A 12,546-nucleotide genomic window follows, 5' to 3' on the forward strand; every position below is an offset into this window, starting at 1 on the left:
AGTCATCAACTTTGACTTGGGGTTATCCTTTATAAATAATGCGGAGGAAGGGATTTGAACCCTCACACCCGATGGGCACATGCGCCTGAAGCATGCGTGTCTGCCGTTCCACCACCTCCGCTTGCTTTTTATTATACTATTTTTTATTTGAAATGACTAGAGGAAAATGTAAAATCTCAGAGTCTGGGTAAAAGACCATCCCACTTCATAAGGTTAGTGTCAACATCTCAGCGCAGTGGTTGATTGGCTTTAACAGTCTAGGAATAGACTGTTAAAGGTTGGAGATGGGATTTGCGAAGCAAATCTCAGCAGTTCGTGTTTTACACTCCAAATCTAACCATTACGACTGTTGCGAACAAAGTTCGCTTCATATCCAACCTCAAACTGTCTCCCAGACAGTTTTGTAGCGAACTCTATTCGCTCTATCTCCAACCTCCAACAGTCACTACTCTGACTGTTGGAGCTATACGGGGTGGGACTGAAACAGTCTGGGAATAGACTGTTTCAGCTCAACAACTTGAAACGTGAAATGGGTGACGCGCTCTTTTATTAAGGTTCGAGTTCTTTCCTGCTCCTTTTTTCTTAGGAAATTTGGTATAATAGGAACAAGTACACACAAAGGAGTCTTCATTGCAAGGAAGAATTATCAAGGCCTTGGCAGGTTTTTACTATGTCGAGGCGGATGGACAGATTTATCAAACCAGAGCCAGAGGAAATTTTCGTAAGAAGGGACAAACGCCCTACGTGGGTGATTTTGTGGACTTTTCTGCCGAGGAAAACTCAGAAGGCTATATTTTAAAGATTCATGAGAGAAAGAATAGTTTGGTTCGACCTCCTATCGTCAATATCGATCAGGCGGTGGTTATCATGTCGGCCAGGGAACCTGATTTTAATGCCAATCTCTTGGATCGCTTTCTCGTCCTCTTGGAACAAAAGGACATGGACCCGGTTATTTACATCTCTAAGATGGACTTGGTAGAAGATCGGACGGAGATGGATGCCTTCAAGGCTATCTATGAGAAAATTGGCTATCCATTTGTCTATAGTTTGGAGGAATTGACACCATTATTGCAGGATAAGGTGACAGTCTTTATGGGGCAGACAGGGGTTGGCAAATCGACTCTTCTCAATCGCATTGCACCAGAATTAGCCTTGGAAACAGGGGCAATTTCAGATAGCCTGGGGCGTGGTCGCCATACCACCCGTGCGGTCAGTTTCTACAATGTCTTCGGTGGGAAAATTGCGGATACGCCAGGTTTTTCATCTCTAGACTATGAAGTCAAGGAGGCGGAGGCTCTGACAGATTGTTTCCCAGAGATTGCGGAAAGCAGTCAGGACTGCAAATTTAGGACCTGTACCCATACCCATGAGCCGGATTGTGCGGTCAAGGAAGCTGTTGCCAGCTCTGCCATTTCCCAAAGCCGCTTTGACAATTATCTCCAATTCCTCAGCGAAATCCAAAATCAGCGTGAAACCTATACCAAGGTTAGTAAGAAATTCAAATAGAAAGTTGGTACTCTATGTCACATTATAAGATTGCACCGTCTATTTTGGCGGCGGATTATGCAAATTTTGAAAAAGAGCTCAAACGTCTAGAAAAGACAGGTGTGGAGTATGTGCACATTGATGTCATGGACGGTCACTTTGTGCCAAATATCAGCTTTGGGGCGGATGTGGTTGCAGCTATGCGTCCTCATAGCAAGCTGGTTTTTGATTGCCATCTCATGGTGTCTAATCCTGAAAATCATATCGAGACCTTTGCATGTGCGGGTGCAGATATTTTAACCATTCACGCAGAAGCAACGGTTCACTTGCATGGGACCCTCCAAAAAATTCGTGCGGCTGGTATGAAGGTGGGTGTGGTCATCAATCCAGGCACTCCTCTTGTGACCATTGAGCCTGTGCTCAACTTGGTGGATCAGGTTTTGCTTATGACAGTTAACCCCGGTTTTGGTGGACAAGCCTACATTCCAGAAGTGGCTGAGAAGATTGCGGATTTGGTTAAATTGCGTGAAGCCAAGGGCTTGACCTTTGACATCGAAGTGGACGGCGGGATTGACGACAAGACCATTCATTCAGCCAAAAATGCGGGTGCCAATGTCTTTGTGGCTGGATCCTACCTCTTCAAAGGAGACTTGGATGCCAACGTTGCCAAATTGAGAGCTGCCCTCAATGATTAAGATTGCTGTCATTGCGGGCGGTTCCTTTGACTGCCTTCCTGAGCCTGCCGACCTCTATGTGGGGGTAGATGCAGGCTCTCTTCGTCTTCTGGACCACTCCCTGCCTCTTGACTGGGCTATCGGTGATTTTGACTCGGTGACCTCTGAGGAGCTGGGTCGGATAAGGGAGATGGCAGAGCGTTTTTTGCAAGCTCCTGCTGAAAAAGATGATACAGACTTGGAGCTGGCTTTAAAGGAAATCTTCAAGGCGTATCCGCAGGCCCAGGTTCGCATATACGGAGCCTTGGGTGGTCGCATGGACCATATGATGGCCAATCTATTTATGGTTGCAGAACCCGACTTGGCACCCTACATGGAGCAGATTGAATTGGTGGATAGTCAGAACATCGTCCGATTTCGACCTGCAGGTCAGCACCGTTTGTCACCGATTGCTGGTATGAAGTACATTTCCTTTATGCCGTCGGACCAGAGTCGCCTGACAATTCGTCGTGCCAAGTACCCGCTGGATGCCAGCAATTATTTTTTCAAAAAATGCTATTCCTCTAACGAATTTATAGATAGAGACATAGACATTCAACTGGATCAGGGCTACGTGGTCCTGATCTACAGTAAGGATAAGGATTAGATGGATATTGTATTACTTATTTTGCTGATACTGGTCTTGCTTGCCTTGGTTTTTCTTTATGGAAAATGGCAGAGCTTGGCCCTGCTTTTGCAAGATCAAGCCGAAGATACAGCAGACAACTTGTCTGACCAGCTCAGCTATCAACTAGAAAATGCAACTCTCAAACAGCAGCAAGCCATTCATCATGAGGTAGAAAGACTCCGCACGGAGCTTTACCAACAGCTAACAGACATCCGTCAAGAGCTGAATAAGAGCCACTTGGAAACGCGTGATGCTACCGACCGCCGATTGCAGGCCATTCAGGAGTCCAACGAAAAACGCCTGGAAGAAATGCGGCAAACAGTCGAGGAAAAGCTGGAGAAAACCCTGCAAACCCGCCTACAAGCCTCCTTTGAAACGGTGTCCAAGCAGTTGGAATCGGTCAATCGTGGTCTGGGTGAAATGCAGACGGTGGCGCGTGATGTGGGTAGCCTTAACAAGGTTCTGTCTGGTACCAAAACCCGTGGCATCATGGGTGAATTGCAGCTGGGACAGATTATCGAGGATATCTTGACACCTAGCCAATATGAACGAGAGTTTGCCACGGTTTCAGGCTCTAGTGAGCGCGTGGAGTATGCGGTCAAGTTACCAGGACGGACGGAAGGCGACTATATCTACTTGCCAATCGATTCCAAGTTTCCGCTGGCGGATTACTACCGCTTGGAAGATGCTTACGAAAGTGGGGATAAGGACCAGATTGACCTCCATCGGAAAAATCTCTTGGCTGCTATTAAACGTTTTGCCAAGGACATTCAGAGCAAGTACCTCAATCCGCCTGAAACGACTAATTTTGGTGTGTTGTTCTTGCCAACCGAAGGGCTTTATTCAGAGGTGGTCCGCAATCCGATTTTCTTTGATGACCTTCGCCGTCAGGAAAATATCGTGGTAGCAGGACCGACCACCCTGTCTGCCCTGCTCAATTCCCTCTCCGTCGGCTTTAAGACCCTTAACATTCAACGGTCAGCCGATGATATTTCCAAGGTCTTGGGCAATGTCAAGCTGGAATTTGGCAAGTTTTCTGACCTCTTGGTCAAGGCTCAGAAACAGCTCAATCAAGCCAGCAGCAATATTGACAAACTCCTAACCACTCGCACCAACGCCATCGAGCGTAGTCTTCGTACCATTGACCTGTACGAAGATGACCAAACAAAGGGGCTGCTTGGCCTGTCCCCATTAGATGAGGAAGATAATGAAAATTAACCAAATGAAAAAAGATGAATTCTTCGAAGGATTCTATCTGATTAAGACTGCTGAAGTCCGTCAAACACGGGCTGGCAAAGACTACCTAGCTCTGACCTTCCAAGATGATACGGGCGAGATTGAAGGCAAGATCTGGGATGCCCAGCCAGGGAAAATCAAGGATTTTACTGCTGGGACAGTTGTTCACATGCAGGGGCGCCGTGAGGTTTACAACAACACCCCCCAGGTCAATCAACTGGTTCTTCGTTTGCCAAAGGCAGGCGAGCCCAACGACCCTGCTGATTTCAAGGAAAAACCACCTGTGGATGTCAAGGACACCAAGGACTATTTGAGCCAGATGATTTTCCGCATCGAAAATGCCACATGGCAGCGGATTGTCCGTGCTCTCTACAGCAAGTACGACAAGGAATTTTATTCCTATCCAGCAGCCAAGACCAATCACCATGCCTTCTACTCAGGCTTGTCCTTCCATACAGCGACCATGGTACGCTTGGCTGATAAAATTGGTGATATTTATCCTCAGCTCAACAAGAGCCTGCTCTTTGCAGGAATCATGCTTCATGACCTAGCCAAGGTAATCGAACTGACTGGTCCAGACAATACTGGCTACACTGTCCGTGGGAATCTGATTGGGCACATTTCCTTGATTGATGAAGAGATTACCAAGGTCTTGATGGAATTGGGCATCGATGACAGTCTGGAGGAAGTGACTGTTCTGCGCCACGTTATCCTCAGCCACCATGGCCTCTTGGAGTATGGAAGCCCTGTCCGTCCGCAGATTATGGAGGCAGAAATCCTCCACATGATTGACAATATCGATGCTGAAATGATGATGATGCTGTCGGCCTTGGACAAGGTCGGCCCAGGCGAGATGACCAACCGCATTTTTGCCATGGATAACCGCGCCTTCTATAAGCCCAACATCGACTAATGGCAGTTAGGATAGTGTCTCGACAGCCCCTCACCAAAGGCTGGTCCACGGACCAAAAGTACAAGGTCCAGCTAGAAGATGGTCGCTTTGGTCTTTTGAGAATAGCAGAGCGGCCAGCCTATGAGGCTAAGCGATTAGAGTTTCAGTTAGTTGAAAACCTGTTTGGTCTAGGTTTGCCTGTGGCAGAGCCAATCGCCTTTTGGACGGATGACTTGTCAGTCTACACTCTCTATGAATGGGTGGAAGGTCAGGACATGAATGAAGTAGCTTCTAGCCTGTCTGATGCTGTCTTGTATGATTTGGGCTGTCAGTCAGGGAAGTTTTTGCGAACCTTGCATGCCCTACCAATTGACCAAAGTCAACGGGACTGGAACAGTTTTTATCAGGCTAAGATTGACAATAAATTAGCTGCCTACCAAGCAGCTAGTCATTCCTATCCAAATGGTCAAGCCATGATAGACTTTGTTCAGGCCAATCGTCACTTGCTTGAAGGGAGACCGATTGCCTACCATCATGGAGATTTTCACACAGGTAACTTCCTACTGGGTGCGGATGGGAAACTGAAAATATTAGACTTTGATCGCTACGATATAGGAGACCCTTGGGAAGAATTCAACCGTTTGATTTTCACGGCAGATTTGTCTCCAGCCTTTGCGCGTGGTCAGGTAGATGCCTATTTTGACGGCGCTATTCCAGAGGAATTTTGGAAACTCATGGCTCTTTATGTAACAGTAAATAGTCTAGGCGCTCTTTCTTGGGCAGAACAAGTAGATTCCGAACAAATTCCATTGATGAAGTTGCAAGCGCAGAAGATTTCTGAATGGTATGAATGTTTTAATCATCATCTTCCAAAGTGGTATATGTAAGCGATAAACAAAATACGAAAAAGACGGACTTTTTAATCAAAAAAGTTCGCTTTTTGTAGTTTGTTGTGATATAATATAAAAAAGTGAAAGAGGATGATTTTATGAAATTAAGAAGAAGTGAGCGTATGGTTGTCATTTCCAATTACCTCATCAACCACCCTTATGAATTAACTAGTTTGAATACCTTTGCGGAAAAGTATGAATCTGCCAAGTCATCTATCTCAGAGGATATTGCCATCATTAAAAAGGCTTTTGAGGAAAGCTCTATAGGGCATATTGAAACCATTACTGGTGCCAGTGGAGGAGTTGTTTTTACTCCATCGATCTCTAAGGCAGAGTCTGTCGAAATTGCACAGGTCCTTCGTGATCAGATGGCTGAAAGTAATCGTATCTTGCCAGGCGGTTATATCTATTCATCTGACTTGCTGTCTACACCGCATATTTTGAAAAATGTCGGTCGTATCATTGCAGATGCTTTCAAAGATGAAAAGATTGATGCGGTCATGACAGTTGCGACTAAGGGTGTCCCTTTGGCCAATGCTGTTGCCAATGTCCTTAATGTACCGTTTGTTATTGTGCGTCGTGATTTGAAAATCACAGAAGGTTCAACCGTTTCTGTCAACTATGTGTCAGGATCTAGCGACCGTATCGAAAAGATGTTCCTGTCTAAGCGTAGTTTGAAGGCAGGAAGCCGTGTCTTGATCGTCGATGATTTCTTGAAAAATGGTGGCACCATCAATGGTATGATTAGCCTTTTGTCTGAGTTTGACTCAACCTTGGTAGGTGTGGCTGTCTTTGCGGAAAACCAAAAAGGGGACCGTAGCGTAGCTAACTACAAATCTTTGCTCGCTGTGACCGACATCAATGTCAAGGAAAACCGAGTTGATGTAGAATTGGGAAATATTTTTGAGTAACATTTACCAACCTGTGCTCAAAGAGAACTAAGCTAGTCTCTATTTAGATTATTCGTGCATTAAAAAACTGAATTTTCAGCTCAGATTGGAGGAAGGTCCGTTTCGGACATATTCCTTCAATCTTTTTTGCTCTGCGGTCAAAATAGTATAAAATTTTTACAATTATGTTTTGATCTGACTAAATAATTATTTTTTCTATAAATAAAGTTGCATATATGGTTGTATTATTTGCTTTTTTATTATATAATGGACTAGTAATTATAAGACAAAAGGAGAACGATATGTCACGTATTAAATTAACCCCAGATGAGCTCCGTACTTCTGCGATTCGCTATACAGAAGGTTCAGATAACATTGATGCTATTTTATCATCTTTGTCAAATGAGCAATCTGTTATTCGTGAAAACTGGGAAGGTACAGCTTTTGACAGTTTTGATGCTCAATTTGAAGCGCTTAAGCCAAAAATTGTTGAATTTTCTGAGTTGCTTCGAGATATCAATGCCCAATTGAATAAAGTTGCTGACATTATCGAGCAAACAGATGCAGACATTGCAGCGCAAATCAATGGCTAAGGGTTGACGAAGTTCAAATGCTAGGAAGGCGCCAGCCTTCCTATTTTTTATCGAGATGAAGGAGAGAAAAATGGATAAACAGCGCATTTTGAAGTATGGGAGAAATGCTTTGCTGGTCTTACTTTTGCTTCTATCTATCATTGGATTAAATATTGCCGTTCAGAACAATACGAGTATTTCCAAGAAAGAGCAAGAAGCTGGGCAACAAAATATTAAGCTGGATGTTGCCTTGGTCAATGAAGATAATACTGTAACCCTAAATGGTACGGAATATAATCTTGGCGCTAGTTATGCAAAAAATATCGAAAAAAATACTGCCCATAACTGGTCAACTGTCAGTCGTGGTACGGCTGACAAGGGGTTGAAAGAAGGCCTTTACCAGTTGGTGGTGACCATTCCAAGCGATTTTTCAACAAAAATCTTGGATATCAACAATACCAATGTGGATAAAGCGACAATCACGTATAAGATTAATGCAAATGGTAATTTGCAGGTAGAGAATGAAGCTGTTAAGGTGGCAAAAGGGATTATTGCAGACCTACAGAGTCAGCTGATTGATATGTATATGGCCAGCATTCTCGGGAATCTTTATCAGGCACAACGAAATGTTCAGACCTTGTCAGATACAAAGGTGACCAATATTGCTGTTTTTAGGAACAATCTCTATCAAACAGCTGTTGATTTTAAGACACTTTTTCCGAATTTGACTTCGACGGCTGATTCAACATTGGCAGCTAATAATCTTTTGAAAGAAGCGCTTTCTGGCAACGTGACGGCATATGATAGCCTAAATACTGCTCAGACGGGACTAAAAGATAATTTGGCTACCTTGATTGAACAACGAAATCAGGGAAAACTATCACAGGAAGAATTTTCAGCTTCGCTTTTAGCAATGAATAGCTCTGTACTCAGTGCTGAAACGGATCAGTTGTTTGCAACGATTAAAACGACCCAAGAGGTGCTCTCGGGGCAGTTGGGGGCGGCAGCGATAGACGAGACGGGTGAAGCTAGTGGCTATATTGGTTTGGTTGAAAAGTTGGATCAAGCCATTGCCGACTTACAGGTAGCAATTGAAGCTGAGAGTACGAAATTAGCAGAGCATGAGGCTGCGATTTCTGACTTTGCTGAAACACATTTAACCACTTACTATGGCGATAGTCTGGAAACAATCCACATTGGAGCGGTTTTGGGTAAGAGTACAGAGTTGCCGATTTCTCTAGCATCCTATCAAACGAGCTTAGACCAGTTGATTTTGAATCAATTGGCAGGTTTACCAAGCTTGACTCCTGCAGATCTGACTACTGATTTAAACAAATTGGATCCAAAGGCAGCGAGTCAGATTCAATTTGACGCAGCATTTGCGCAAGCGCATTTTGGTGAACACTTTGTAGCTTCTAATGATTTGAAAGAATTACAGGATCTTGCTAAAGAGTTAGAACCGCATCTTCAAGCTGCTGCTGATTTTAAAATTCCTACTCCAACAACTCGTGCCACTCTTTCCTTAGAAATTCCTAGCGGGTTTGATTTGGTATCTTGGGAATTGAATGGCAACAGCTATACCAATCCTAGTGAAGTTGTTGCTTTGCAAAAGGATAATACAGTAACCGTCACTCTCCAATATGAAAAGAGTCAGACGACCACGGTTTCAACAACGGTAGTAACGGATTCAACTTCAACTTCGTCAACGACGGGTTCGAGCTCATCGGAGGAGAATACTGCATCGACTACGGCACCGTCCACTGGTACACCTGTCACGACAACTGAGATGGCGCAGGGGAGTGTCAAGGTAAGTGTTAATAATCTGGAAGTCACAACAGCAGGATTTGATTGGGAAAACTTCTTAAAAGAACAGGAAGCTTATCGTAAAGCAGAGGTTGCTTATGCTGCAAAAGTTAGTGAAATCATTTCCAAGTATAATCAAGCTAATCGTTTATTAGATCAATATTATCCTGTTAATACTGTAACTGGTGAACGTAGCAGTTTGACGGATAGTTTCTTCAACCAAGACGCGAAATCCCTGTTGACCTCTTTAGTTACGAGCTCCATTACAGCTAATTTACAATCCTATTCTGAAGCGCGTGCACAAGATCAAGCTTTGAAGGAAAGATTGGCTGAGTTAGAAGGACGCAAACAAGAATTAAAAGATCAACTCCAATATATCAGCACGACAAATAGTGATTTGGCTCAACAGATAGCGAATCAGCTGGCATTTTTGGAGGATGTCAAGGCACGAGCTCAGTCCATTGTAGATGGTCAAGAGCAACAAACTGCTCTTCAAGGAACGCATGATACAGAACTTGCAGCGCTCGCTACTGAATTGGATGCTTCCCTTTCTATTACAGGTGAGGTAAAATCACTTTCAGAACAGAACGTTGAGGAGGCGACTAATGTCAATACCGTCTTCACTACATTTACTAATGATGTACAGGCTGCTCAAGAAAGCGGAGAGAATCTATCTTCTGAAGCAACTGCCCTGATGGAGAGGTTTGAATCAGAATTGGCTGAAAATGGCGACTTTGTAAAAACCTTTACTTCTGTCTTAAGCAATACCTATGACAATGGTGTTCCAAATGAAGTGATTTTGGATTTCTTGTCTGCACCATTGACAGAATCGTCTTCATCTGTAAAAGCAACAGTCAACACCTACAGACCTTTCACCTGGATTTTACTCTTGGAGATGGTGGCACTGTTTGCAGCTTATGTTTTTGGTACTCATCGTGTGATTAAGGCTGTGAAAGATAAGTTTAAAGTCAGCCGTCTAGAGGATACAGATTTAGTAACGGTGACTGTGCTCAGCATTCTATCACTTCTGGTCGGTGGATTGATCGGGGTTGTATCAAGTCAACAGTTGCAGATTGATAGTGAGTTGATCCCGACTTGGGTGCTGATGATTACCTTGTTTAGCTTATTACTAGCACAAGGTCAGTATCTATTGATAAAAAATGCCAAAGGACTTGGTATGGGGATTAGCTTCTTCATGGTTATCAGCTTTATTTACCTATCCAATGCCATTGGTACAACTGCTAGTTTGACAGGCCTGCCTGCAACATTGAAAGCCATCAACCCTCTTTCTGTTTTAGAAAATAGTTTGTCTGGTTACTTTGATGGCGAAGCTGCCAGTCTGACAGTGATTGCTACGGCGCTCGTATTGGGGCTTGGTTTTGCGGCTTTGAATGCTTTTGTTGATGTGGAAAAATTCCTAAATAAAAAGAGGATTAAATGAAAAAGATAGCACTTGTTCTTAGTTGCCTGGTTCTCTTTCTTCCGGTTGGAGTAGAAGCGTCCGAACTTGGAGACAATAGTCTTCAAATTGATAGTTCACGCATTGAAGTAGAAAAAGAAAAGAAAATAGGTAGTCAGGATTTACTGGTCCAATCTTTGTTTTTGGCACCAGATCAAGCAGAATTGACTGCCAAAAAAGAAGCTGATCAAGTCTTATTAGAGCATCAGCTAAATAGCCTATTCCAAACTGGTGAGAAACCAAGCACGGATATTTTGCAAGTGGGGACCTTGTTTGATACTCGGACCCATAAGGTGATGACAACCAAGGTAGATAGTGGGACAGAGGGAGCTCCAGCAGGGCTTCTCTCTGGCCTGTTTTTTGCTTCTATTGTAGTTGGCATTCTATTGCTTGCAAGTTTAGCAACCTATTTGATGGGTAAGGATGAAGTAGGCCAGGAATAATCTTCTAGTGGTCTATTGGAGGAGATGAGATGGAGACGCATATCAATGTTACCTTACATGATGGAGGACGAATCAGGGACTTACGGATTCCGACTCACATTGAGGTTAGGAGATTAATCAAGGAGTTGGATAGCATCTTCGAAAAAGAGAATGCTAGAAAAAAATACCAACTCCATGTTGTTAATAAGGGGTTTGTTTTGGACGAAGGGAAAGTATTAGCCGATTATCCTGTGACAACGGGAGATATTGTAGAGGTTTTGGAGGTTTAGGGTGAAAGAAGAAACATTTGTCTTTGGTGGACAGGAATTTGTCTTTTTAAAGGGTGATAAAGAGTGGCACCTTGATGTAAAACGGTCTGATGTGGCAACGCAAGAGCTAACTGACCTGCTCTTGTTGGATCTGCACCACCCTCAATTTTTACAACAGGAAATGACGGTGGATGAAGATACTGTTCATTTCACCTATCATCTGGATGCATTTGGGCAAACCTTTGAGGACATGAAGGAGAAAGAGGTCTCTGAAAAACTACGACTTTCTCTCAATGTTTTAGAATTGAAGCAGGCTTTGAAATTGCCAATCACCTTTTTCGTGCATCCGTCATCTGTCTTTATTACTAAGGATGGTCGGGTCAAACTAGCCTATCGGGCTATCCCGGAGAAGATGGTGCCTCAGACCTTGGATGTTACGGATTTGTTGAAGCAATTAAAATCTTATATCCTTGCCTTATTTACAGAGCATGATTTTATGGACCTTTACAATGGTGCGCTGGATGTGGTTCCTGTACCGGAGTTCTTAGATACCATTCGCAAGGCAGAGGATATGGATAGTTTGGAAGGACTTTTGCAGGGCTATTTTCAGGATAAGTTGGAGGAGGAGAAGGCGACTTTGACAAGGGTTTCTCGCTCCAAGCACCGTCTCTATCGCTATGCGACCATCTGGCTCTCTGCCCTGGCAGGATTATTGGTCTTGCCGCTGATTTATCTAGTTTTCATGCACAATCCTTTCAAGGAAAAAATGCTGGATGCGGATACGGCCTTCATCAAGGTGGACTATCCTGGGGTGATTAGTGAGTTGGAGCGGGTAGAGGTTTCTAATCTTCCCTACACTCAAAAATACACTCTTGCCTATGCCTACATCCAAGGGTTTGATTTGAGTAATGAACAACGTTCTGTTATCTTAAATAATGTGACGCTCAAATCAGATGAGCAATATTTGGACTACTGGATTGAAATTGGTCGTGGTAATAGCCAAGAAGCTTTGGATTTGGCCAAGCGTTTGGATGATTCGGATTTGATTTTGTATGCTCTTTACCAGCAAATGGAACAGGTTCGTGAAAATACGACTTTGTCGGGGGAAGAGCGGGAAACAACCTTGGATGAGTTGAAAGCGGAGTATCAAAAGTATTGGGATGCCCGAACTACGATTTTGAATGAAGATGGGTCACAGGTGAAAACAGGTACAAGTTCGACGTCTAGTTCAACCTCTTCTACAGAATCATCATCAACGAGTCCATCGAGCTCGAGCGGGGAGTAAGC

At 43.7% G+C, this 12,546-nt stretch carries 12 protein-coding genes and 1 tRNA gene; 12 read left to right on the forward strand and 1 reads right to left on the reverse strand.

Annotated elements, in window-relative coordinates; all coding sequences use genetic code 11:
- Positions 1-39: 39 nt before the first annotated feature.
- Positions 40-121: transfer RNA gene (locus ODU37_RS02830), tRNA-Leu, on the reverse strand.
- A 509-nt stretch (positions 122-630) separates the two neighbouring features.
- On the opposite strand from ODU37_RS02830, the gene rsgA reads away from it, so the two are divergent.
- From rsgA to essB, 12 genes are all read left to right on the forward strand, one after another.
- Positions 631-1,506, forward strand: a complete 876-nt coding sequence (gene rsgA / locus ODU37_RS02835) for a ribosome small subunit-dependent GTPase A (RefSeq protein ID WP_024403403.1) — start codon at positions 631-633, stop codon at positions 1,504-1,506.
- Between the two features lie 14 nt (positions 1,507-1,520).
- Positions 1,521-2,180, forward strand: coding sequence for a ribulose-phosphate 3-epimerase (gene rpe, locus ODU37_RS02840; protein WP_105158642.1), 660 nt, complete (start codon positions 1,521-1,523; stop codon positions 2,178-2,180).
- Complete coding sequence (locus tag ODU37_RS02845) at positions 2,173-2,805, forward strand: thiamine diphosphokinase (protein WP_249562324.1); 633 nt, start codon at positions 2,173-2,175, stop codon at positions 2,803-2,805. Before rpe ends, ODU37_RS02845 begins: the two co-directional genes overlap by 8 nt.
- The gene (locus tag ODU37_RS02850) at positions 2,806-4,044 is read left to right on the forward strand and encodes a DNA recombination protein RmuC (protein WP_105158640.1); all 1,239 of its coding nucleotides are present in this window, start codon (positions 2,806-2,808) and stop codon (positions 4,042-4,044) included.
- Positions 4,034-4,975: a 3'-5' exoribonuclease YhaM family protein gene (locus ODU37_RS02855; protein ID WP_249562325.1), complete on the forward strand. Its 942-nt coding sequence runs from the start codon at positions 4,034-4,036 to the stop codon at positions 4,973-4,975. The genes ODU37_RS02850 and ODU37_RS02855 overlap by 11 nt, the downstream gene beginning before the upstream one ends.
- Positions 4,975-5,841: an aminoglycoside phosphotransferase family protein gene (locus ODU37_RS02860; RefSeq protein ID WP_105115738.1), complete on the forward strand. Its 867-nt coding sequence runs from the start codon at positions 4,975-4,977 to the stop codon at positions 5,839-5,841. The genes ODU37_RS02855 and ODU37_RS02860 overlap by 1 nt, the downstream gene beginning before the upstream one ends.
- A 101-nt stretch (positions 5,842-5,942) precedes the next feature.
- A complete protein-coding gene (gene purR, locus ODU37_RS02865) occupies positions 5,943-6,755 on the forward strand; it encodes a pur operon repressor (RefSeq protein ID WP_105115737.1) in 813 nt (270 codons plus the stop codon).
- Positions 6,756-7,036: 281 nt separating this feature from the next.
- Positions 7,037-7,327: a WXG100 family type VII secretion target gene (locus ODU37_RS02870; RefSeq protein WP_013730614.1), complete on the forward strand. Its 291-nt coding sequence runs from the start codon at positions 7,037-7,039 to the stop codon at positions 7,325-7,327.
- A 70-nt stretch (positions 7,328-7,397) separates the two neighbouring features.
- On the forward strand, positions 7,398-10,550 hold the full coding sequence (gene esaA / locus ODU37_RS02875; protein ID WP_249562326.1) for a type VII secretion protein EsaA: 3,153 nt from the start codon (positions 7,398-7,400) through the stop codon (positions 10,548-10,550).
- Positions 10,547-11,011, forward strand: a complete 465-nt coding sequence (essA, locus tag ODU37_RS02880; protein ID WP_044758631.1) for a type VII secretion protein EssA — start codon at positions 10,547-10,549, stop codon at positions 11,009-11,011. Before esaA ends, essA begins: the two co-directional genes overlap by 4 nt.
- 29 nt (positions 11,012-11,040) lie before the next feature.
- The gene (locus ODU37_RS02885) at positions 11,041-11,280 is read left to right on the forward strand and encodes an EsaB/YukD family protein (RefSeq protein WP_024413501.1); all 240 of its coding nucleotides are present in this window, start codon (positions 11,041-11,043) and stop codon (positions 11,278-11,280) included.
- A 1-nt stretch (position 11,281) separates the two neighbouring features.
- The gene (gene essB, locus ODU37_RS02890; protein WP_136670565.1) at positions 11,282-12,544 is read left to right on the forward strand and encodes a type VII secretion protein EssB; all 1,263 of its coding nucleotides are present in this window, start codon (positions 11,282-11,284) and stop codon (positions 12,542-12,544) included.
- Positions 12,545-12,546 lie beyond the last annotated feature (2 nt).

The sequence above is a fragment of the Streptococcus sp. 2021WUSS109 genome (assembly GCF_044427305.1).
GTDB lineage: Bacteria > Bacillota > Bacilli > Lactobacillales > Streptococcaceae > Streptococcus > Streptococcus suis.

What these genes read in the sequence shown, in the direction of transcription:
- rpe (WP_105158642.1), top strand. Translation starts at nt 1,521, where the DNA reads ATGTCACATTATAAGATTGCACCGTCTATTTTGGCGGCGGATTATGCA.
- ODU37_RS02845 (WP_249562324.1), top strand. Translation starts at nt 2,173, where the DNA reads ATGATTAAGATTGCTGTCATTGCGGGCGGTTCCTTTGACTGCCTTCCT.
- ODU37_RS02850 (WP_105158640.1), top strand. Translation starts at nt 2,806, where the DNA reads ATGGATATTGTATTACTTATTTTGCTGATACTGGTCTTGCTTGCCTTG.
- ODU37_RS02855 (WP_249562325.1), top strand. Translation starts at nt 4,034, where the DNA reads ATGAAAATTAACCAAATGAAAAAAGATGAATTCTTCGAAGGATTCTAT.
- ODU37_RS02860 (WP_105115738.1), top strand. Translation starts at nt 4,975, where the DNA reads ATGGCAGTTAGGATAGTGTCTCGACAGCCCCTCACCAAAGGCTGGTCC.
- purR (WP_105115737.1), top strand. Translation starts at nt 5,943, where the DNA reads ATGAAATTAAGAAGAAGTGAGCGTATGGTTGTCATTTCCAATTACCTC.
- ODU37_RS02870 (WP_013730614.1), top strand. Translation starts at nt 7,037, where the DNA reads ATGTCACGTATTAAATTAACCCCAGATGAGCTCCGTACTTCTGCGATT.
- esaA (WP_249562326.1), top strand. Translation starts at nt 7,398, where the DNA reads ATGGATAAACAGCGCATTTTGAAGTATGGGAGAAATGCTTTGCTGGTC.
- essA (WP_044758631.1), top strand. Translation starts at nt 10,547, where the DNA reads ATGAAAAAGATAGCACTTGTTCTTAGTTGCCTGGTTCTCTTTCTTCCG.
- ODU37_RS02885 (WP_024413501.1), top strand. Translation starts at nt 11,041, where the DNA reads ATGGAGACGCATATCAATGTTACCTTACATGATGGAGGACGAATCAGG.